This window comes from Pseudomonas sp. PVC-3-1 (assembly GCF_057444315.1).
This window is the reverse complement of sequence record NZ_CM172023.1, coordinates 2507885-2528345: the sequence shown is the minus strand read 5'-3', so window position 1 is coordinate 2528345 and position 20461 is coordinate 2507885. Positions and strand designations below refer to the sequence as shown.

At 63.9% G+C, this 20461-nt stretch carries 20 protein-coding genes; 9 read left to right on the top strand and 11 right to left on the bottom strand.

Annotation, left to right across the window (positions count from 1 at the left end):
- The first annotated feature begins 40 nt into the window (after nt 1-40).
- The 4 genes from livH to AC2T4A_RS11760 are packed head-to-tail and all read left to right on the top strand — an operon-like array spanning nt 41 to nt 3686.
- On the top strand, nt 41-964 hold the full coding sequence (livH, locus tag AC2T4A_RS11775; protein WP_416744479.1) for a high-affinity branched-chain amino acid ABC transporter permease LivH: 924 nt from the start codon (nt 41-43) through the stop codon (nt 962-964).
- Entirely contained in the window at nt 961-2217 is a 1257-nt protein-coding gene (locus AC2T4A_RS11770; protein ID WP_416744481.1) for a high-affinity branched-chain amino acid ABC transporter permease LivM, read from the top strand. Before livH ends, AC2T4A_RS11770 begins: the two co-directional genes overlap by 4 nt.
- A complete protein-coding gene (gene livG, locus AC2T4A_RS11765; RefSeq protein WP_045210453.1) occupies nt 2214-2981 on the top strand; it encodes a high-affinity branched-chain amino acid ABC transporter ATP-binding protein LivG in 768 nt (255 codons plus the stop codon). Before AC2T4A_RS11770 ends, livG begins: the two co-directional genes overlap by 4 nt.
- A 3-nt stretch (nt 2982-2984) precedes the next feature.
- Entirely contained in the window at nt 2985-3686 is a 702-nt protein-coding gene (locus AC2T4A_RS11760; protein ID WP_045210454.1) for an ABC transporter ATP-binding protein, read from the top strand.
- A 565-nt stretch (nt 3687-4251) separates the two neighbouring features.
- Here the strand turns inward: AC2T4A_RS11760 and AC2T4A_RS11755 are convergent.
- The 5 genes from AC2T4A_RS11755 to xerD all read right to left on the bottom strand — a co-directional run bounded on the left by AC2T4A_RS11755 (nt 4252) and on the right by xerD (nt 9519).
- A complete protein-coding gene (locus AC2T4A_RS11755; RefSeq protein ID WP_045210456.1) occupies nt 4252-4533 on the bottom strand; it encodes a DUF3509 domain-containing protein in 282 nt (93 codons plus the stop codon).
- 171 nt (nt 4534-4704) lie between these two features.
- Nucleotides 4705-6114 carry a threonine synthase gene (thrC, locus tag AC2T4A_RS11750; protein WP_486743377.1) on the bottom strand — a complete coding sequence of 470 codons (1410 nt, stop codon included), beginning with the start codon at nt 6112-6114 and terminating at the stop codon, nt 4705-4707.
- Nucleotides 6115-6165: 51 nt separating this feature from the next.
- On the bottom strand, nt 6166-7470 hold the full coding sequence (locus AC2T4A_RS11745; protein WP_296285349.1) for a homoserine dehydrogenase: 1305 nt from the start codon (nt 7468-7470) through the stop codon (nt 6166-6168).
- Nucleotides 7471-7644: 174 nt separating this feature from the next.
- Nucleotides 7645-8373, bottom strand: a complete 729-nt coding sequence (locus AC2T4A_RS11740; RefSeq protein WP_416744485.1) for a DsbC family protein — start codon at nt 8371-8373, stop codon at nt 7645-7647.
- Between the two features lie 249 nt (nt 8374-8622).
- Nucleotides 8623-9519, bottom strand: coding sequence for a site-specific tyrosine recombinase XerD (gene xerD, locus AC2T4A_RS11735; RefSeq protein ID WP_478378870.1), 897 nt, complete (start codon nt 9517-9519; stop codon nt 8623-8625).
- 88 nt (nt 9520-9607) lie between these two features.
- Here xerD and AC2T4A_RS11730 point away from each other — a divergent pair, with 88 nt between their 5' ends.
- Both AC2T4A_RS11730 and AC2T4A_RS11725 read left to right on the top strand, forming a co-directional pair.
- Nucleotides 9608-11452, top strand: coding sequence for a cation:proton antiporter (locus tag AC2T4A_RS11730; protein WP_486743376.1), 1845 nt, complete (start codon nt 9608-9610; stop codon nt 11450-11452).
- 98 nt (nt 11453-11550) lie between these two features.
- Nucleotides 11551-12228, top strand: coding sequence for a cyclic di-GMP-binding domain-containing protein, MshE-related (locus tag AC2T4A_RS11725; protein WP_416744491.1), 678 nt, complete (start codon nt 11551-11553; stop codon nt 12226-12228).
- A 137-nt stretch (nt 12229-12365) separates the two neighbouring features.
- On the opposite strand, the gene AC2T4A_RS11720 is transcribed toward AC2T4A_RS11725, so the two are convergent.
- From AC2T4A_RS11720 to ffh, 6 genes are all read right to left on the bottom strand, one after another.
- The gene (locus AC2T4A_RS11720; protein WP_416744493.1) at nt 12366-12779 is read right to left on the bottom strand and encodes an acyl-CoA thioesterase; all 414 of its coding nucleotides are present in this window, start codon (nt 12777-12779) and stop codon (nt 12366-12368) included.
- A 159-nt stretch (nt 12780-12938) separates the two neighbouring features.
- The gene (rplS, locus tag AC2T4A_RS11715; protein ID WP_017522234.1) at nt 12939-13289 is read right to left on the bottom strand and encodes a 50S ribosomal protein L19; all 351 of its coding nucleotides are present in this window, start codon (nt 13287-13289) and stop codon (nt 12939-12941) included.
- A 43-nt stretch (nt 13290-13332) separates the two neighbouring features.
- Nucleotides 13333-14076 (bottom strand): tRNA (guanosine(37)-N1)-methyltransferase TrmD, encoded by a 744-nt coding sequence (gene trmD / locus AC2T4A_RS11710; protein ID WP_024766884.1) that lies wholly within the window; start codon nt 14074-14076, stop codon nt 13333-13335.
- A gap of 26 nt (nt 14077-14102) precedes the next feature.
- A complete protein-coding gene (gene rimM / locus AC2T4A_RS11705) occupies nt 14103-14639 on the bottom strand; it encodes a ribosome maturation factor RimM (RefSeq protein WP_486743375.1) in 537 nt (178 codons plus the stop codon).
- A gap of 5 nt (nt 14640-14644) precedes the next feature.
- Entirely contained in the window at nt 14645-14893 is a 249-nt protein-coding gene (gene rpsP, locus AC2T4A_RS11700) for a 30S ribosomal protein S16 (RefSeq protein WP_192291507.1), read from the bottom strand.
- 144 nt (nt 14894-15037) lie between these two features.
- A complete protein-coding gene (ffh, locus tag AC2T4A_RS11695; RefSeq protein WP_486743374.1) occupies nt 15038-16411 on the bottom strand; it encodes a signal recognition particle protein in 1374 nt (457 codons plus the stop codon).
- Nucleotides 16412-16632: 221 nt separating this feature from the next.
- Here ffh and AC2T4A_RS11690 point away from each other — a divergent pair, with 221 nt between their 5' ends.
- From AC2T4A_RS11690 to AC2T4A_RS11680, 3 genes are all read left to right on the top strand, one after another.
- Nucleotides 16633-17433: a cytochrome C assembly family protein gene (locus AC2T4A_RS11690; RefSeq protein WP_416744497.1), complete on the top strand. Its 801-nt coding sequence runs from the start codon at nt 16633-16635 to the stop codon at nt 17431-17433.
- A 42-nt stretch (nt 17434-17475) separates the two neighbouring features.
- Nucleotides 17476-18768: an HlyC/CorC family transporter gene (locus AC2T4A_RS11685; RefSeq protein WP_416744499.1), complete on the top strand. Its 1293-nt coding sequence runs from the start codon at nt 17476-17478 to the stop codon at nt 18766-18768.
- A gap of 285 nt (nt 18769-19053) precedes the next feature.
- Entirely contained in the window at nt 19054-20367 is a 1314-nt protein-coding gene (locus AC2T4A_RS11680) for an MFS transporter (RefSeq protein ID WP_486743373.1), read from the top strand.
- The last annotated feature ends 94 nt before the right edge of the window (nt 20368-20461 follow it).

The following is a 20461-nucleotide window of genomic DNA, read 5'->3' as shown; positions in this document are numbered from 1 at the left end:
CCACAAGCGCCGCTTCACGCGACGCCCGAGGAGTTAGGTAATGCCTGAGCTCTATCACTACCTGCAACAGCTGATCAACGGCCTCACCGTCGGCAGCACCTATGCCCTGATCGCCATCGGCTACACCATGGTCTACGGCATCATCGGCATGATCAACTTCGCCCATGGCGAGGTGTACATGATTGGCTCGTACGTGGCCTTCATCGTGATCACGGGGCTGGCGATGATGGGAATCGTGAGTCTTCCTGTCGTCATCATCTGCACCTTCGCCGCCGCCATCATCGTCACCAGTGCGTACGGCTACAGCATCGAACGGATCGCCTATCGGCCCTTGCGCGGAAGCAACCGGCTGATCCCGCTGATCTCTGCGATCGGCATGTCGATCTTCCTCCAGAACGAGGTATTGCTCGCCCAGGACTCCAAGGACAAGGCAATTCCCAGCCTGCTGCCGGGCAACTTCGTGATCGGCGCCGACGAAATGACCGGCGTGACCATCTCGTACATGCAGGTGCTGATCTTCATCGTCACCCTGCTGACCATGTACGGCCTGTCCATGTTCATCTCCCGTTCCCGCCTGGGCCGCGCCTGCCGCGCCTGCGCCGAGGACCTGAAGATGGCCAACCTGCTGGGCATCAACACCAACAACATCATCGCCCTGACCTTCGTCATCGGCGCCACCCTGGCCGCCGTGGCCGCGGTGCTGCTGGGCCTGCAATACGGCGTGATCAACCCGCACATCGGCTTCCTCGCCGGCATCAAGGCGTTCACCGCCGCGGTACTGGGCGGCATCGGCAGCATTCCGGGCGCCATGCTCGGCGGGCTGGTGCTGGGTGTTGCCGAAGCCTTCGGCGCCGACGTGTTCGGTGACCAGTACAAGGACGTGGTGGCCTTCACCCTGCTGGTGCTCGTGCTGCTCTTCCGCCCCACTGGCCTGCTCGGTCGCCCGGAGGTGGAAAAGGTATGAGCCAGAAACTCAAGACCGCCTTCTTCAGCGCCCTGCTGGTGATGGCCGTGGCCTACCCGGTGCTGGGCGTGAAGCTCAGTGTGATCGGCATCGGCCTGCAACTGGAAAACGTCAGCCCCGCGCGCCTGTGGACCATCGCCGCCTGCGCCGTGCTGATGTTCGTCTGGCAACTGGTGCGCGATCGCTTCGCCTTCGGCGGCAGCGTGAAGCAAGCCTTGTCGCACCCGCATACCCGTCTGGCCGAACGCCTGACCCACGCCTCCGTGCAACGCAAGATCATCATGGTGCTGATTCTCGTCGCCCTCGCCTGGCCGTTCTTCGGCTCGCGCGGCGCGGTGGACATCGCCACCCTGATCCTGATCTACGTCCTGCTGGGCCTGGGCCTGAACATCGTGGTGGGCCTGGCTGGCCTGCTCGACCTCGGCTACGTCGGCTTCTACGCCGTGGGCGCCTACAGCTACGCGCTGCTGTCGCACTACTACGGCCTGGGCTTCTGGGTATGCCTGCCGATCGCCGGTCTGATGGCCGCGTTCTTCGGCTTCATCCTCGGCTTCCCGGTGCTCCGATTGCGCGGTGACTACCTCGCCATCGTGACCCTGGGCTTCGGCGAGATCATCCGCATCCTGCTGCGCAACATGACCGAGCTGACCGGCGGCCCCAACGGCATCAGCAACATCGAGAAACCGACCCTGTTCGGCCTGACCTTCGAGCGCCGCGCTCCTGAGGGCATGCAGACCTTCCACGAGTTCTTCGGCATCGCCTACAACTCGAACTACAAGGTCGTGTTCCTCTACCTGGTTGCGCTGCTGCTGGTGCTGCTGGTGCTGTTCGTGATCAACCGTCTGCTGCGCATGCCCCTGGGCCGCGCCTGGGAAGCCCTGCGCGAAGACGAGATCGCCTGCCGCGCACTGGGTCTGAACCCGACGCTGATCAAGCTCTCTGCGTTCACTCTCGGCGCCTGCTTCGCCGGTTTCGCCGGCAGCTTCTTCGCCGCGCGCCAGGGCCTGGTCACTCCGGAGTCTTTCACCTTCATCGAATCGGCCATCATCCTCGCCATCGTGGTGCTGGGTGGCATGGGTTCCCAGCTCGGCGTCATCCTGGCGGCCGTGGTGATGATCCTGCTGCCCGAACTGATGCGTGAGTTCAGCGAGTACCGCATGCTGATGTTCGGCGCCCTCATGGTGCTGATGATGATCTGGCGTCCGCAGGGGCTGCTGCCCATGCAGCGCCCGCACCTGGAGTTGCGCAAATGAGCCGACCGATTCTTGAAGTAGCCGGCCTCACCATGCGCTTCGGCGGGTTGCTGGCCGTCAACAACGTGGCCCTGAAGGTCCAGGAAAAACAGGTGATCTCGATGATCGGCCCCAACGGCGCCGGCAAGACCACCGTGTTCAACTGCCTGACCGGCTTCTACGCGCCCACCGGTGGCGAGATCCTGCTGCGCGGCGAGCCCATCCAGGGCCTGCCGGGTCACAAGATCGCCCACAAGGGCGTGGTGCGGACCTTCCAGAACGTGCGTCTGTTCAAGGAGATGACCGCGGTGGAGAACCTGCTGGTGGCGCAACACCGGCACATCAACACCAACTTCCTCGCCGGGCTGCTCAAGACCCCGTCCTTCCGCCGCGCGGAAGCCGAGGCCCTGGACTACGCCTCGCACTGGCTGGAAATCGTCAACCTCAAGGACATCGCCAACCGCCCGGCGGGCACCCTCGCCTACGGCCAGCAGCGCCGCCTGGAGATCGCCCGCTGCATGATGACCCGTCCGCAACTGCTGATGCTGGACGAGCCGGCGGCCGGCCTGAACCCGCGGGAAACCGAGGACCTCAAGGCGCTGATCGCCATGCTGCGCTCCGAGCACGGCGTCACCGTCCTGCTCATCGAGCACGACATGAAGCTGGTGATGAGCATTTCCGACCACATCTACGTGATCAACCAGGGTACCCCGCTCGCGGACGGCACCCCGGAGGAAATCCGCGGCAACCCGGATGTGATCAAAGCCTATCTGGGGGAGTCCTGAGTCATGCTGAAGTTCGACAAGGTTTCCACCTTCTACGGCAAGATCCAGGCGCTGCACGACGTCAGCATGGAAGTCCAGCAGGGTGAGATCGTCACCCTGATCGGCGCCAACGGCGCCGGCAAGTCGACCCTGCTGATGACCCTGTGCGGCTCCCCGCGCGCCTCCTCCGGCAGCATCACCTATATGGGCGAAGAGCTGGTCGGCAAGGAATCCTCGGTGATCATGCGCAAGAGCATCGCCGTCGTGCCGGAAGGCCGTCGCGTGTTCGCCCGCCTGACCGTGGAGGAGAACCTCGCCATGGGTGGCTTCTTCACCAGCAAGGGTGACTACCAGGAGCAGATGGACAAGGTCCTGGGGCTCTTCCCACGCCTGAAGGAGCGCTTCAACCAGCGCGGCGGCACCATGTCCGGCGGCGAACAGCAGATGCTCGCCATCGGCCGTGCGCTGATGAGCAAGCCCAAGCTGCTGCTGCTCGACGAGCCGTCGCTGGGCCTGGCGCCGATCATCATCCAGCAGATTTTCGACATCGTCGAACAGCTGCGCCAGGAAGGCGTGACCGTCTTCCTCGTCGAGCAGAACGCCAACCAGGCGCTGAAGCTCGCCGACCGCGGCTATGTGCTGGAGAACGGTCGCATCGTCATGCAGGACACCGGCGCCAACCTGCTGGTGAACCCCAAGGTGCGCGACGCGTACCTCGGCGGCTGATCCTTTCGCGCGATGAAAAACGGCCCTTCGGGGCCGTTTTTCTTGTGCACGGACGAGCACGCCCTTTGTAGGAGCGAGCTTGCTAGCGAACCACTCCCCAACGGCGGCGCTGACGATAAATCCATTCGCGAGCAAGCTCGCTCCTACAGTCAGCCCACCCTCCTCCGCCGCTTCTTACGCCTCTCCCGACTCTGCCGACAGACAGCACATAGCGCGCGCCAAGCATCTGCAGACCAAACCAGGAGAGCCGCCATGAATGCCGACTAGCACACCGAATCCCTGCCACACATCGGAACTGATCCGCGCCCTTTTCCACGCCATCCGTGCGATTGAGGTCCTGCCGACCAAGCCGCGCATATTGCCGCAACAGGGCGGCAGCCCCTGGCAGCAAGCAGAAGAGATGCCTTGCTGGAGCGCTTCGAGGCTGGCGAGACATTGGCAGCCATTACCCGCGAGCACGGGCGCTCCGGCGGCGCCATCCGTTCCCGACTCAAATACCTGGGCAAGCTCTGAAATGCAGAAACCAAAACGCCGCCCAGTGGGCGGCGTTTTCGTTTACTCGCGCTCAGGTGCCGTAGCTCAGCACCTGCGCTCGCTGGCGCAATTGGGAGACCACGTCGTCCTCCATTCGACCTTCGGAGATCAGCAGGTCGCGGCGAATGGTCTGCACCGCTTCTGCACTCTGGTCATGGTCGGCCAGATGCTGGCCCTCGATGACTCGCCGCAGTACCACGTCTCCTTCGTCGTTGGTGAGGGTCAGAATTCGGCCGCCGTCGGGGCGTGCCGGGCCCAGGGAGGGAGCGTAGGGAGCGAAGGTCTCGGTCAGCAGGGCGCTTAGCCGGTCCATGTCGTATCTCCTTGTTGCGAAATGAAAAAACACAGGAAGAAGACCGCACGTTCGGCGATAAAGTTCGTGAGTTTCAGTACCGTTGGTCATGACGGCATGTTTCACGGCCCATTCATGCGGGCATGAAAAAGCCCGCCGATTGGCGGGCTTTTTCAAACAGCGAGCCGCGTTTTAGAGCGGCTTGCCGCGGTTGCCGTGGGCGCTGACGAAGGCCTGGACCTTGGCCAGTTCGTTCGGCAGAACGGTGCAACGCTCTTCGCGCTGGAACAGGTCGGTCAGGTGCGCCGGCAGTGCCGGAACAACCTCGATGCCGGCCTTCTCCACCGCTTCCGGGAATTTGACCGGATGCGCGGTGCCCAGGGTGACCATGGGCACCGCCAGGCTGCGACGGCACTCGCGAGCGGCGCGTACGCCGATGGCGGTGTGCGGGTCCAGCAGTTCGCCGGACTCGGCGAAGACCTGGGCGATGGTCTCGCAGGTTTCCTCGTCGCTTACCGCCAGCGAATCGAACAGACGGCGGGCTTCGGTCCAGCGGTCATCCTCGACGGCCAGCTTGCCGGTGGCCTTGAAGTTGTCCATCAGCTCGGCGACGGCCTTGCCGTTGCGGCCGTGCAGGTCGAACAGCAGGCGCTCGAAGTTGGACGAGACCATGATGTCCATGGACGGCGACAGCGACGCGTGCAGGGTGTCCTTGTCGTAGCGGTTGCCGGACATGAAGCGATGCAGGATGTCGTTGCGGTTGGTCGCGACGATCAGCTGGCTGACCGGCAGGCCCATGTTGCGCGCCAGGTAGCCGGCGAAGATGTCGCCGAAGTTGCCGGTGGGCACCGAGAAGGCCACGGACCGGGCCGGTGCGCCGAGCTGCAGGGCAGCGTGGAAGTAGTAGACGATCTGGGCCATGATCCGCGCCCAGTTGATCGAGTTCACCGCCACCAGACGGGTGCCTTTGAGGAAACCCTGGTCAGCAAAGCTGGCCTTGACCATTTCCTGGCAGTCGTCGAAGTTGCCTTCGATGGCGATGTTGTGGATGTTTTCGCCCAGGATGGTGGTCATCTGCCGGCGCTGCACCTCGGACACACGGTTGTGCGGGTGCATGATGAAGATGTCGACGTTCTCGCAGGCCTTGCAGCCTTCGATGGCGGCCGAACCGGTGTCGCCGGAGGTGGCGCCCATGATCACCACGCGCTCGCCGCGCTTGGTCAGCACGTGGTCGAGTAGGCGGCCGAGCAGTTGCAGGGCGAAGTCCTTGAAGGCCAGGGTCGGGCCGTGGAACAGCTCGAGCACCCACTCATTGCCATTGAGCTGGCGCAGCGGCGCCACGGCGTTGTGAGCGAAGACACCGTAGGTCTCTTCGAGGATCTTCTTGAAATCGGCGTCGGCGATGCTGCCGGCAACGAACGGGCGCATCACGCGGAAGGCCAGCTCGTGGTACGGCAGGCCGGCCCAGGAGGCGATCTCCTCGACGGTGAAGCGCGGCAGGTTTTCCGGCACGTAGAGGCCGCCGTCGCTGGCCAGGCCAGCCAGCAGCACGTCTTCGAAGTTCAGCGCGGGCGCCTGGCCGCGGGTACTGATGTAACGCATGGAGTGAAACCTTCGGGTTGGCGGCAGCGCGCAGGCGCCGCCGCAGTCGATTCAGTTCAGTTGTTCGACGCGGATGCGTACGACATTGCCGACGACGTCATCCAGCGCTTCCAGCGCGGCGATGGCTTCGATGATGCGGGATTCGAGCACGCGGTGGGTAACCAGGATCATCGGCACCAGACCGTCATGCTCTTCGACTTCCATCTGCATGATCGATTCGATGTTGATGCCGCGCTCGGAGAGGATGGTCGCCACCTGGGCCAGTACGCCCGGATGGTCCTTGGCCTGGATGCGCAGGTAGTAGGCGCTTTCACAGGCGTCGATCGGCAGGATCGGGTGGTCGGAGAGCGAGTCCGGCTGGAAGGCCAGGTGCGGCACGCGGTTCTCCGGGTCGGCGGTCATGGCGCGAACCACGTCCACCAGGTCGGCGACCACCGAGGAAGCGGTGGGCTCCATACCGGCGCCCGCGCCATAGAACAGCGTGGAGCCGGCGGCATCGCCGTTGACCATGACCGCATTCATCACGCCGTTCACGTTGGCGATCAGGCGGTCGGCCGGGATCAGGGTCGGGTGAACGCGCAGCTCGATACCCTTGTCGGTACGGCGGGCGACGCCCAGGTGCTTGATGCGGTAGCCCAGCGCCTCGGCGTAGTTCACGTCGGCGGTGGTCAGCTGGGTGATGCCTTCGGTGTACGCCTTGTCGAATTGCAGCGGGATGCCGAAGGCGATGGACGCCAGGATGGTCAGCTTGTGCGCAGCATCGATGCCTTCGACGTCGAAGGTCGGATCGGCTTCGGCGTAGCCAAGCGCCTGGGCTTCCTTCAGCACGTCGGCGAAGGCGCGGCCCTTCTCACGCATTTCGGTGAGGATGAAGTTGCCGGTGCCGTTGATGATGCCGGCCAGCCAGTTGATGCGGTTGGCGGCCAGCCCCTCGCGGATCGCCTTGATCACCGGGATGCCACCAGCCACGGCGGCTTCGAAGGCAACGATGACGCCCTTCTCGCGGGCCTTGGCGAAGATTTCGTTGCCATGCACGGCGATCAGCGCCTTGTTGGCGGTGACCACGTGCTTGCCATTCTCGATGGCCTTGAGCACCAGTTCGTGGGCCAGGGTGTAACCACCGATCAGTTCGATGACGACGTCGATTTCCGGGTTGTTCGCCACGTCGAAGATGTCGGCAGTAATGGGGGTACTGCCGGTTTCACACTTCGGATTGGGGCGACGGGCGGCAATCTGCGCAACCTCGATACCACGCCCGGCACGGCGGGCAATCTCCTCGGCGTTGCGTTTGAGTACATTGAAGGTACCGCCACCGACGGTCCCCAACCCACAGATTCCCACTTTCACCGGATTCACGCTGAAACTCCCCATGATTACAGCATCGGGGCACCTGACGCGCCGATGCCCGCAACGAGGCGGGCACGGCAGCAGGCACCAAGTCAGAACAGGCCAGGTGCCTGTTCCCTAGTCAAAAGGAACCGAACATTACGAAGCGGTTCCGTATTAGTCAATCAGAGCGCAAGCCGCGGCTTACTTGGCTTCCAGGGCCAGCTTGGCGATCTGGCCGGCCGGCTGGTAGCCCGGCAGCATGGTGCCGTCGGCGAGGATCACTGCCGGGGTGCCTTGCACGCCGACCATCTGGCCCAGGGCGAACTGCGCATCCACCGGATTTTCGCACTTGGCGGCCTTCACTTCCTTCTCATGGAACATGTCGGTCATCGCGGCCTGGCGGTCCTTGGAGCACCATACAGCCTGCAGCTGCTGGTCACCCGGCGAGTTCGGGCCCTGGCGCGGGAAGGCCAGGTAGCGTACTTCGATGCCGCGCTTCTGCAGCTCCGGCACCTCGGCGTGCATCTTCTGGCAATACGGACAGGTGGTGTCGGTGAAGACGGTAATGTGCGCCTTGGTCTCGCCCTTGGCGGGGAACACCACCATGTCCTTGGCGGGAATGGCGTTGATGGTCTTGGCCACGCCGGCGCTCTCGGCCTTCTCGGTCAGGTTGGTCGGCTTGCCGTCCTTCACCTGGTAGATATTGCCCTGTACGACGAACTGGCCATCGGCGCTGGCATAAAGGATGCGACCGCCCTTGAGCTGCACCTGGTAGATGCCTTCCAGGGGACCCTTGGAGATGTTCTCGATGGGCAGGTCAGGCTGCAGGGACTGCAGGGTGGTGCGGATTGCCTGGTCCGGCTCGGCGGCCAGGGCAAGGGTGCTGACGAGGCCAAGGGCCGCGGCAGCCAGAAGTCGAGACAAACGCATGGAAAACTCCTGATGTCGGTCGGCGAAGACTACCACACCGGGGCGGCAAGACCGAGCCAAAGGCTGTAGCCGGAAGCTTCCAGGTATTTTCCTGCTTCCGTGGCTTTTCTGTAGGAGCGAGCTTGCTCGCGAAGCGCTTGATGCCTCGTCGCCCTGGCCGGTTCGCGAGCAAGCTCGCGCCTACAAGTTCACGCTGAACACTGGCGTGAAGCCGCACAATTCGAAGGATGTCTAGCGGCGCAGCGAAGCTCACCCGCGGGGGTGATGCTGCGCATGCAGGTCCTGCAGCCGCGCACGGGCGATATGCGTGTAGATCTGCGTGGTAGAGAGATCGCTATGCCCCAGCAGCATCTGTACCACGCGCAGATCGGCGCCGTGGTTGAGCAGATGGGTGGCAAAGGCATGGCGCAGGGTGTGCGGCGACAGGCTCTTGCCAATGCCGGCCACCTTCGCGTGCAGTTTGATGCGGTGCCAGAAGGTCTGGCGGGTCATCTGCTCGCCACGCAGGCTGGGGAACAGCACGTCGCTGGGTCGGCCAGCCAACAGGTCACCGCGCGCCTCGCGCACGTAGCGCTCGATCCAGCGGATCGCCTCCTCGCCTAGCGGCACCAGGCGCTCCTTGCTGCCCTTGCCGAGCACGCGCACCACGCCCTGGCGCAGGTTCACCTGCTCCAGGGTCAACCCGACCAGTTCGCTCACGCGCAGTCCGCAGGCATAGAGGACCTCCAGCATGGTGCGGTCGCGCAGCCCCAGCGGATCGTCGGTCTCCGGCGCCGCCAACAAGGCCTCAACGTCCGCTTCTGAGAGGGATTTGGGCAGCGGCTTACCCAATTGAGGCAAATCCACCAGCAGCGTCGGGTCTTCGGCAATCAGTCCCTCGCGCAGGCAGTAGCGGTAAAAACCACGCAGCCCGGAGAGGAAGCGCGCCGTCGAGCGAGCTTTGTAGCCCTCGCCCAGGCGCCAGGCCAGGTGGTCGAGAATCACGTCGCGCCCGGCGGACTCCAGCGCAACGCCGCGCTCGCCCAGCCATCCGTTGAACAGCGCGAGATCGCTGCCATAGGCACTGCGAGTGTTGTCGGACAGGCCTTTTTCCAGCCAGAGGGCATCGAGGAAGCGATCGATTAGAAAATGTGGAACCGGGGTCATGGGGGCCATGGCGAAGGACAATGTGGCGGAGATAGTCTTTCATATCCGCCACTCCCCTCTCCACTCTGTCGAAGGACTTCGCCGCTCCATGGATGAACACAGCACCTATTACGCTCTCGCCGGCATTGGCGCCGCCTCCCTAGCCAGCCAGTGGCTGGCCTGGCGCCTGCGCCTGCCGGCGATCCTGTTCCTGCTGCTGAGCGGCATCCTGATGGGGCCGATCCTCCACGTACTGACACCCGAGGCACTGTTCGGCCCGCTGCTGTTTCCCCTGGTGTCACTGGCGGTGGCGCTGGTGCTGTTCGAAGGCAGCCTCACGCTGCACCTGGACGAATGGAAGGAAATCGGCACCGTGGTCCGGCGGATGGTCACCATCGGCGCACTGATCACCTGGGGCGTGATCGCCCTGGCTACGCACTACCTGCTGGACTTCACCTGGGAAATGGCGCTGCTGTTCGGCACCCTGACGCTAGTCACCGGCCCCACGGTGATAGTGCCGATGCTACGTGTGGTTCGCCCCAACGCGACCATCGCCAACATCCTGCGCTGGGAAGGCATCGTCATCGACCCCATCGGCGCCATCCTCGCCGTGGTGGTGTACACCTTCATCGCCGCCAGCGACATCGGCTCAGGCTGGGTGGACAGCCTGCTGACCTTCATCAGCGTTATCGGCACCGGCATCGTCGCCGGGCTGATTGGCGGACAGGCCCTGGGCGTGGCGCTGCGCCGCCACTGGCTGCCGGATTACCTGCACAACCTCGCATCGCTCTCCGTGGTGCTGGGCGTCTTCGTCCTGTCCAATTCGGTGATGTCCGAATCGGGGCTGCTGGCGGTGACAGTAATGGGCCTGCGCCTGGCCAACATGAAAGGCGTCGACGTGAGGCACATCCTGCACTTCAAGGAGAACCTCAGCGTCCTGCTGATTTCCGGTCTGTTCGTGCTGCTCGCCGCTCGGCTGGATCTGCCGGCTCTGCTGGGGCTGGGGCCGATCGCGCTGCTGGTGCTGGCGCTGATCCAGTTCGTCGCCCGCCCCTTGAACGTGCTGATTGCGACTGTCGGCTCGTCGCTGAACTGGCGCGAGCGAGCGCTACTGAGCTGGATCGCCCCGCGCGGCATCGTCGCCGCAGCAGTCTCGGCAATCTTCGCCATTCGTCTGCAGGAAGCAGGCCACGCCCAGGCTGGCGTGCTGGTGCCGCTGACCTTCCTGGTGATCATCGGCACGGTGATCCTGCAGAGCGCCACCGCACGCCCCCTGGCTCGCCTGCTGAAAGTCGCCGAGCCGGTACCCACCGGCTTCCTGATCATCGGTGCGAACCCAGTGGCCCGCGCCATTGGCGCCGGCCTGCAGCACGCAGGGGTGAAGGTGCTGCTCACCGACTCGAGCTGGGAGAACACCCGCGCGGCGCGCATGGACAACCTGCCCACCTACTTCGGCAACCCGGCCTCGCAGCACGCTGAGGCGCACCTGGACCTGATCGGCCTGGGGCACCTGCTGGCCCTGTCGCCCAACGCTGAACTGAATGCACTGATGTGCATGAGCTTCCGCCACGAGTTCAACCCGCGCCAGCGCTTCATCCTGCCCAGCAGCCAGGACAGCCGACGCAGCGAGAAGCACCGCGTCAGCGACCGCCACCGCGGCCGCCCGCTGGGACAATCGGCGATCACCTACCCACAGATCGCCGGCCTGATCGCACGCGGAGCGGAGATTCGTTCGACCTTGCTCAGCGAGAATTTCGGCTGGGAGGATTACCAGACCCAGCACGATAAGCGCGCGCTGCTGCTGTTCGCCAAGAACCCGAATGGCCGACTGCACATTGCCAGCCCGGAGCGCCCGCTGGCACCAGACACTGGCTGGACGGTGATTTCGCTGATCGAGGAAGCGAGCGGAAACCCTGCGGGGGCAAACGAAACGGGGCGGGCCGAAACAACCTGACGATCGGCGGTGTCTGCCTATCTTTAGGCTGGTGACAGGAAATTTCTGAAGGACGATGATTGCACCACGCCATCATAGCGCCCCACGAAGCTCACGCCATGCCCAGTCAACAGAACTCCCGTCTCGGTCAGATCCTTGTCAGCAAGGGTCTGATCACCTCCCAACAGCTGGATAAGGCCATCCAGCTCCAGCTCACCAACGGACTGCGCCTGGGTGAAACCCTCATCCAGCAAGGCTGGATCAGCGAGCGTCAGCTCGGCCGCGCGCTGAAGAAGCAGAACAACCTGCGCCTCGCCGCGACGCTGGTCGCCGCCCTGCTCAGCCCGTTCCAACTGGCCAGCGCCGATGTACAGCGCCAGGCCCCCACCAGCATCACCCGCCACGAAGCGCCCAAGGGGCTGAAGCCACTGAGCGACCGCGAGATGAGCGATGTCAGCGCCCAGGGCTTCGACGATACCCTGCAGAGCCTGCTGGTCAGTGCCGAAAGTGGCGATGGCGTCGGTGCCATCAAACAACTGTCTCGGCTGGTGATGCCGGTGGTCGACAGCCTGGATGCCGAGACCTCGCTGCGTGACGTGCAATACGACACCCAGCATGCCTCCTCGTCACTGAACCCGGACGGCTCGATCAACGTGCGCCTGCCCAGCTCCATCGGCGAGGTGCGCTTCGACAACATCCGCGTCGCCGGCGCGCCGAAGACCCAGAGCATGGGCAGTCTGAGCCTGCAGAACATCGATCTGTCCCAGGCCTCGCTGAAAATCAGCCTGCGCCACTAAATCGATGGATGGATATCTGTAGGAGCGAGCTTGCTCGCGAACCGCCCAACACCGATGTGACCGGCAAAACTGTTCGCGAGCAAGCTCGCTCCTACAATTCAAACGAAAGAAGGCGCCCTTGGGCGCCTTCTTGCATTTCAGGCCTCGAATCCGGGCAGGACCGGCACCGGGCGCTTCTCGTCGTCGATGGCGACGAAGCTGAACAGACCGTGGATGGCCTTCTCACGGCCATCGGCTGCCATGCTCTCGACGAACACTTCCACCTCGACCTTGAGGCTGGTATTGCCGACTTTCACCACGCGACCGATCAGCTCGACGATGGAACCGGCAGGAATCGGGTGCTTGAAGTCGATTCGGTCGGTGGACACCGTCACCAGCGGCAGACGACAGAAGCGCGTCGCGGCGATGAACGACACCTCGTCCATCCAGGCCAGCGCTGTGCCGCCGAACAGGGTGTTGTGGTGGTTGGTGGTGGGCGGGAAAATCGCCTTGGTCACGCGGGTTTCGGACAGCTCCGTGCGACGGAGGACTTCTTGCTCTCTGGGGCTCATGCCACTGCTACCTGGTGCAAAGAGTGTGGCTGCCGGTGCTGCGGGTGTTGTACTTCTAATGCGCTGCCGGGGCAGATGAAGGCGCCGGACCAAAGGTCAAAAACGCCAGGCAAGAAAAAAGCAGCCCGTGGGCTGCTTTTTTCGGGAACAACCGGCGAATTAGGCCAGTTTTTCCTTGATACGAGCTGCCTTGCCGGACAGTTCGCGGAGGTAGTACAGCTTGGCCTTGCGCACGTCGCCGCGACGCTTGACGGAGATGCTGTCAACCAGCGGGCTGTAGGTCTGGAAGGTACGCTCAACGCCTACGCCGTTGGAGATCTTGCGAACGGTGAAAGCGCTGTTCAGGCCGCGGTTACGCTTGCCGATCACGACGCCTTCGAAGGCCTGCAGACGCTGACGGTCGCCTTCCTTCACTTTAACCTGGACGATTACGGTGTCGCCGGGGGCGAACGCCGGAATCTCTTTGCTCATCTGTTCAGCTTCGATCTGCTGAATGATCTTGTTGGTCATTTCGTGCTCCTAAGACAAGCGCTCGGCGCTCGCCATCGATACGTTAACTATCGTTCCGCTGGCGGATGTATTCCTCCAGCAGCTTTTTCTCTTCTCCAGAAAGCGAGCGGCAATCCAGAAGATCGGCACGTCGTTCCCAGGTCCTGCCTAAGGACTGCTGCAAACGCCAGCGCCGGATGTGTTCGTGGTTGCCGCTGAGCAGCACCTCAGGAACACGTTTGTCTGCGTACACCTCAGGTCGGGTGTAGTGCGGACAGTCGAGCAGGCCATCCGTGAAGGAGTCCTCCTCGGCGGAGTCCACGTGGCCCAATGCACCGGGCAACAACCGCGTGACCGCGTCAATCAGCACCATGGCCGGAAGCTCACCCCCGGACAGGACATAATCGCCAACTGACCATTCCTCATCGACATGCTCTTCAATGAAGCGCTCGTCGATGCCTTCGTAACGCCCGGCGATCAGGATCAGTCGTTCCTCGTTCGCCAGTTCTTTCACAGCCGCCTGCGTGAGCTTGCGACCTTGCGGCGAAAGGTAGATCACCTTCACCGGTCCGCCTGCGGCTTGCCGGGCATCGCCCAGGGCGCCTTCGAGCGGCTTGATTTTCATCACCATGCCGGGACCACCGCCGAAAGGCCGGTCGTCCACCGTCTGGTGACGGTCCTCGGTGTTGCTTCGCGGGTTGAAGCACTGAAGCTGAATCAGCTCCTGCTTGACCGCGCGACTCGTGATGCCATAGTCGCTGATGGCGCGAAACATCTCCGGAAAGATGCTGATGACTCCTATCCACATCGGCTGAGGGCTCTCATCCACATGGCTTAGAAGTCCGCGTCCCAGTCCACCCGCATCTCGCCGGCTTCCAGGTCCACCGCTTGCACGCACTGATCCGTATACGGGAGCAGGCGTTCACGGTCGTCCAGGCTGCCTGCGCAGGGCTTGACTACCATCACATCGTTGGCGCCGGTCTCCAGCATGTGGTCGAGAATCCCGAACAGTTGCCCGTTCTGGTCGATCACCTTGAGACCTTCCAACTGGCTCCAGTAGAACTCGCCATCGTCCAGCACCGGCAGCTCGCTGCGCGGGACCAGGATTTCGAATTCAGCGAAGGTGCGGGCGATCTCGCGATCATCCAGTCCCTTCAGCTTCGCGACCAGGACATTGCCCTGCACGCGACCTTGGACCAGTTCAGCCTGTCGAACTTCGTTGCCACGCTTGAGCGTCCAGCGGCGATAGTCCAGCAGGTTGTCCAACGGATCAGTAAAGGAATACACCCTCACCTCACCACGAATACCGTGCACCGATACGATCTTGCCGAGAACAACCATCTCCTCGGCGGGAGCAGGATTCGTGTTCATCGATCTCAGGCAGCCTTGGCGGCTTCCTTGATCAGCTGAGCAACACGCTCAGACGGTTGAGCGCCTTGGCTCAGCCAGTAGTTCAGACGCTCCTGGTTGACCGAGAACTTGACTTCGGCGCCAGTGGCGACAGGGTTGAAGAAGCCGACGCGCTCGACGAAACGGCCGTCACGAGCGTTGCGGCTGTTGGTCACGGTCAGGTGATAGAACGGGCGCTTCTTGGAGCCGCCACGAGCCAGACGAATGGTTACCATGCGTACGTTGTTCCTATGGTTTGCTTGCAAAAAATAAATGCAGCCCTCGGGCACATAGCCCGAAAGGCCGCATATTCTATGAGCTAAAGCCCCGCGCCGCAAGCCGCAGCGCGTCCTGCCCGCCGGGCGGCGAGCCGTCCGGGCTTACATCTTGGGCATGCCGCCGGGGAACATGCTCCCCATGCCGCGCATCATCTTGGCCATGCCGCCCTTGGCGGTGACCTTCTTCATCATCTTCTGCATCTGCTTGTGCTGCTTGATGAGGCGACCAACGTCCTGCACCTGGGTACCCGAACCCATGGCGATGCGGCGCTTGCGCGAACCACTGATCACTTCCGGATCGCGGCGCTCGGCGGGGGTCATGGAGTTGATGATCGCCTCCATCTGCTTGAACTGCTTCTCCGCCGCGTTCTGCGCGTTGCCCATCTGCGACAGGTTGACGCCGCCCAGCATCGGCAGCTTGTCCATGAGGCTGCCCAGGCCGCCCATGTTCTTCATCTGTTGCAGCTGATCGCGGAAGTCTTCCAGGTCGAAACCCTTGCCCTTCTTGATCTTCTTCGCGAGCTTCTCGGCCTTCTCGCGGTCCATGCTCTGCTCGGCCTGCTCGATCAGGCTGAGCACGTCACCCATGCCGAGAATGCGCGAGGCCACGCGGTCGGGGTGGAACGGATCGAGCGCTTCGCTCTTCTCGCCCATGCCGAGGAACTTGATCGGCTTGCCGGTGATGGCGCGTACGGACAGCGCGGCACCGCCACGTGCGTCGCCGTCGACCTTGGTCAGCACCACGCCGGTCAGCGGCAGCGCGTCATTGAAGGCCTTGGCGGTGTTGGCGGCGTCCTGGCCGGTCATGGCGTCGACCACGAACAGGGTTTCCACCGGCTTGATCGCCGCGTGGACCTGTTTGATCTCGTCCATCATGTCGGCGTCGATGTGCAGACGGCCGGCGGTGTCGACGATTACGACGTCGATGAACTTCAGCTTGGCCTCGCGGATCGCCGCTTCGGCGATGGCGACCGGCTTCTGGCTGGTGTCGGACGGGAAGAACGTCACGTCCAGGTCGTTGGCCAGGGTTTCCAGCTGCTTGATCGCTGCCGGGCGGTAGACGTCGGCAGATACCAGCAGCACGGACTTCTTCTTGCGCTCTTTAAGGAAGCGCGCCAGCTTGCCGGCGGTGGTGGTCTTGCCCGCGCCCTGCAGGCCGGCCATCAGGATGACCGCCGGCGGGGCTGTGTTGAGGTCGAGGTCCTCGTTGGCCGCGCCCATCAGCTCGACCAGTTCGGCCTGGACGATCTTCACGAAGGCCTGACCCGGGGTCAGGCTCTTGGAAACTTCGGTGCCGACCGCGCGATCCTTGATCTTGGCGACGAAGTCCTTGACCACCGGCAGGGCCACGTCGGCTTCCAGCAGGGCCATCCGCACTTCGCGGAGCGTGTCCTTGATGTTGTCCTCGGTCAGCTTGGCCTTGCCGGTGACGTGGCGCAGCGTTTGCGAGAGGCGATCTGTAAGGTTTTCGAACATGCGCGTTCCTAATCAGGCCCGGACGGGCCAGGGTTTGGCTTGTCAGCAAGCGGGCGATTATAACCAAGTGCGGCCAACGCCAACACCGCCGATGATCCCGATGTGACCGACTGCTTCGCAGGCCAGAAGCGAACTGTTCTCAGCCGCTTTCTAGGCGCGTGCGATCTGTGCCAAACTCACAACCTTTCGGGTCCCCCGTCGAAGGACTGTTCCAAGGACTTATGCAACCTCTGCTGCCCAGCCTGATCGCCGCCGTCCTTTATATCGGCACCACCGCCTACCAGGGCGCAAGCCTGGCCCGCCGCACCCCGCCGCAGAAACCGCTGCTCCTCCTGCTGGGCCTGGTCGCCCTGCTCTGCCAGGCCTACGCCCTGAGCCAGGAGCTGCTCACGCCCGCGGGTCTGACGCTGGACTTCTTCAATGCCGCCAGCCTGATTTCCGCCGCGGTCACCGCCCTGACTCTGCTGGCGTGCCTGCGCATCCCGGTGCACAACCTGCTGATCTTCCTTTATCCGCTCGGTGCGCTGACCACCCTGCTGGCCGCGCTGATGCCCCACGGCACCATCGAGCCGATCAACGAGCAGCCCGGCATCCTCGCCCACATCCTGCTGTCGATCTTGGCGTACGGCCTGCTGACCATCGCAGTGGTCCAGGCGCTGCTCCTGCTGGTGCAGGACCATCAGCTCAAGCACAAGCACCCGTCGGGCCTGATCCGCAACTTCCCGCCGCTGCAGACCATGGAAAGCCTGCTGTTCGGCTTCCTCTGGGGCGGCTGGTCGCTGCTCTCGCTGTCGCTGATCTCCGGCTGGCTGTTCGTCGACAACCTGTTCGCCCAGCACCTGGCGCACAAGACCATCCTCTCCTGCTTCGCCTGGATCGTCTTCGGCGTCCTCCTGTGGGGCCGCCACCAGCTCGGCTGGCGCGGCCACAAGGCAATCCGCTGGACCCTCGCGGGTTTCTGCCTGCTGATGCTGGCCTACTTCGGCAGCAAGCTGGTCAAGGAATTCATCCTGCACATCTGACGCTAACGGTGGCGCTCGGGCGCCGCTGAAGGACCTGCGCGCATGGAAGAGATCCACCCCGGCTACCTGATCGGCCTGCTGGTCTTCCTGATCCTCTGCTCGGCATTCTTCTCCAGCGTCGAGACCGGCATGCTCAGCCTCGACCGCTACCGCCTGCGCCATCTGTCCAAGCAGGGCAACCGCGGGGCGCGGCGCACCAGTTGGCTGCTGCTGCGCACCGACCGCCTGCTCGGCACCATCCTGATCGGCAACAACTTCGTCAACATCGTCGCCTCGTCCCTGGCGACCCTGCTGGCACTGCGACTGTGGGGCGAAGCCGGCGTTGCCATCGCCACCGTGGCGCTGACGCTGATCCTGCTGATCTTCGGCGAAATCACGCCCAAGACCTACGCCGCCCTGCGTCCCGAACGCGTGGCCTTCCCCGCCAGCCTGCCACTGCTGTGGATGCAGAAGTTGTTCAGCCCACTGCTCTGGCTGATGACCGGCATTAGTAACGCCCTGCTGCGCATGGGCGGTCTCGACCCGACCCAGCGCGGCAGCAAGCCACTGAGCAACGACGAGTTGCGCAGCGTGGTTACCGACTCCAGCGAGAAGCTCACCAATAACCGCCAGGACATGCTGCTGAGCATCCTCGACCTGGAAAAGATCACGGTGAACGACCTGATGGTCCCGCGCAACGAGGTCCAGGGCATCGACCTGGACGACGAGCTGGAAACCATCATCGGCCAGCTGCGCAACACCACCCACACCCGCCTGCCGGTGTTCCGCAACGACATCAACCAGGTCGAGGGCGTGGTGCACATGCGCCAGATTGCCCGTCTGCTGACCCATAACCAGCTGACCAAGGACAGCCTCAAGGCCGCCTGCCTGGAACCCTACTTCGTGCCCGAGAGCACGCCGCTGTCGACCCAGCTGGTGAACTTCCAGAAGCAGAAGCGCCGCATCGGTATCGTCGTCGACGAGTACGGCGAGGTGATCGGCATCATCACCCTGGAAGACATCCTCGAAGAGATCGTCGGCGAGTTCAGCAACCAGAACACCCTGCGCAACCCGGACATCCACCCCCAGGCCGACGGCACCTATGTCATCGACGGCTCGGCCAACCTGCGGGACGTCAACCGCGCGCTGGGCTGGCAACTGCCCAGTGACGGGCCCAAGACCCTCAACGGCCTGGTTACCGAAGCACTGGAGCAGATTCCCGACTGCGCGGTGTGCCTGAAGATCGGCCGCTACCGTCTGGAAATCCTCCAGTCGGGCGAAAACCGGGTGAAAAGTGTGCGCGCGTGGCTGCCTGGCGCTCCGCCAAGAGAGCCTTACGCCGACGAGCTTGCCTGAGCCGCCCCGCCCGCCCCTATAATCCAGGCGGCTTACCCAGCCTCCCGCCTGCGCCCGTCGTTACCCGCGACGCTGCGCCGGCCAGTCAATCGCACGCCCCGCCGAGCCTCGACCCCGCGTCGTTGCCTTGCGAAGCAGCCGGCCCCGCCCCGACCCACCGCGAGCCGCGCCCACCCTGCCCCGACACGGGCCGCGCTTCCTTTTCGCGCTACGGCGATGCCTCTTCATGATGCCGGACACGACCGCAGATTCGTCGCCGAGCAGGACTGCCAGGGACCGACCCGCATGACCAGCGCCACCCTCGAAGCCGCACCACCGGCCGAACAGACCAACTCCACCACCCGCGTCGCGGTGGCCAGTTTCATCGGCACCGCCATCGAGTTCTACGATTTCTATGTCTACGCCACCGCCGCTGCGCTGGTGATCGGCCCGGTGTTCTTCCCGCAGACCTCCGGCACCGCCCAGGCGCTCAGCGCCTTCATCACCTTCGGCATCGCCTTCCTCGCCCGCCCGCTGGGCTCGGCGCTGTTCGGCCACTTCGGCGACCGCATCGGGCGTAAGTCGACCCTGGTGGCCTCGCTGCTACTGATGGGCATTTCCACCACCCTGATCGGCCTGTTGCCGGGCTACGACAGCATTGGTGCCTGGGCGCCGATCCTGCTCTGCGTGCTGCGCTTCGGCCAGGGCCTTGGGCTGGGTGGCGAATGGGGCGGCGCGGCGCTGCTGGCCACGGAGAACGCGCCCAAGGGCCGCCGCGCCTGGTTCGGCATGTTCCCGCAAATGGGCCCGTCGATCGGCTTCCTCGCCGCCAACGGTCTGTTCCTTTGCCTCGCGATGCTGCTCAGCGAAGAACAGTTCCGCGCCTGGGGCTGGCGCATCCCGTTCGTGCTCAGCGCGGTGCTGGTCATCGTCGGCCTGTACGTCCGCCTCAAACTGGTGGAAACCCCGGTGTTCGCCAAGGCCATGGAGCGCCACGAGCGTTCCAGCCTGCCGATCGCCGAGCTGTTCTCGAAACACTGGAGGCCGACCCTGCTGGGCGCCCTGGCAATGGTGGTGTGCTACGCCCTCTTCTATATCTCCACGGTGTTTTCGTTGAGCTACGGCGTCAGCACCCTGGGCTACAGCCGCGAAGACTTCCTTGGCTTGCTATGCATCGCGGTGCTCTTCATGGCCGCCGCCACGCCGGTTTCGGCCTGGCTGAGTGACCGCTTCGGGCGCAAGCCGGTGCTGATCGTCGGCACCATCGCTGCCATCGCCTCGGGCTTCGCCATGGAGCCGCTGCTCAGCCAGGGCTCGTCGGTGGAAGTGGCGGTGTTCCTGTCGCTGGAACTGTTCCTCATGGGCGTGACCTTCGCCCCCATGGGCGCGCTGCTGCCGGAACTCTTCCCCACCCATGTGCGCTACACCGGCGCGTCGGCCGCCTACAACCTGGGCGGCATCCTTGGCGCCTCGGTGGCGCCGTACATCGCGCAGAAGCTGGTGGGCATGGGCGGCCTGAGCTGGGTGGGCGGTTACGTATCGGTTGCGGCGGGGCTGAGCCTGCTGGCGGTGCTGTGCCTGCGCGAAACTCGTCACGATGACCTGAACGCCATTCGCTGACACCCATTCTTGTAGGAGCGCTTGCTCGCGAACGCATTGCACCGTCAGCCCCAGCGTGACGCGGGTTCGCGAGCAAGCTCGCTCCTACAAAAGA

Coding starts and splice junctions, on each gene's coding strand:
- livH (WP_416744479.1), top strand. CDS start 41: ATGCCTGAGCTCTATCACTACCTGCAACAGCTGATCAACGGCCTCACC.
- AC2T4A_RS11770 (WP_416744481.1), top strand. CDS start 961: ATGAGCCAGAAACTCAAGACCGCCTTCTTCAGCGCCCTGCTGGTGATG.
- livG (WP_045210453.1), top strand. CDS start 2,214: ATGAGCCGACCGATTCTTGAAGTAGCCGGCCTCACCATGCGCTTCGGC.
- AC2T4A_RS11760 (WP_045210454.1), top strand. CDS start 2,985: ATGCTGAAGTTCGACAAGGTTTCCACCTTCTACGGCAAGATCCAGGCG.
- AC2T4A_RS11755 (WP_045210456.1), bottom strand. CDS start 4,533: ATGGACCGGCTAAGCGCCCTGCTGACCGAGACCTTCGCTCCCTACGCT.
- thrC (WP_486743377.1), bottom strand. CDS start 6,114: ATGCGTTACATCAGTACCCGCGGCCAGGCGCCCGCGCTGAACTTCGAA.
- AC2T4A_RS11740 (WP_416744485.1), bottom strand. CDS start 8,373: ATGCGTTTGTCTCGACTTCTGGCTGCCGCGGCCCTTGGCCTCGTCAGC.
- xerD (WP_478378870.1), bottom strand. CDS start 9,519: ATGACCCCGGTTCCACATTTTCTAATCGATCGCTTCCTCGATGCCCTC.
- AC2T4A_RS11730 (WP_486743376.1), top strand. CDS start 9,608: ATGGATGAACACAGCACCTATTACGCTCTCGCCGGCATTGGCGCCGCC.
- AC2T4A_RS11725 (WP_416744491.1), top strand. CDS start 11,551: ATGCCCAGTCAACAGAACTCCCGTCTCGGTCAGATCCTTGTCAGCAAG.
- AC2T4A_RS11720 (WP_416744493.1), bottom strand. CDS start 12,779: ATGAGCCCCAGAGAGCAAGAAGTCCTCCGTCGCACGGAGCTGTCCGAA.
- rplS (WP_017522234.1), bottom strand. CDS start 13,289: ATGACCAACAAGATCATTCAGCAGATCGAAGCTGAACAGATGAGCAAA.
- trmD (WP_024766884.1), bottom strand. CDS start 14,076: ATGTGGATAGGAGTCATCAGCATCTTTCCGGAGATGTTTCGCGCCATC.
- rimM (WP_486743375.1), bottom strand. CDS start 14,639: ATGAACACGAATCCTGCTCCCGCCGAGGAGATGGTTGTTCTCGGCAAG.
- rpsP (WP_192291507.1), bottom strand. CDS start 14,893: ATGGTAACCATTCGTCTGGCTCGTGGCGGCTCCAAGAAGCGCCCGTTC.
- ffh (WP_486743374.1), bottom strand. CDS start 16,411: ATGTTCGAAAACCTTACAGATCGCCTCTCGCAAACGCTGCGCCACGTC.
- AC2T4A_RS11690 (WP_416744497.1), top strand. CDS start 16,633: ATGCAACCTCTGCTGCCCAGCCTGATCGCCGCCGTCCTTTATATCGGC.
- AC2T4A_RS11685 (WP_416744499.1), top strand. CDS start 17,476: ATGGAAGAGATCCACCCCGGCTACCTGATCGGCCTGCTGGTCTTCCTG.
- AC2T4A_RS11680 (WP_486743373.1), top strand. CDS start 19,054: ATGACCAGCGCCACCCTCGAAGCCGCACCACCGGCCGAACAGACCAAC.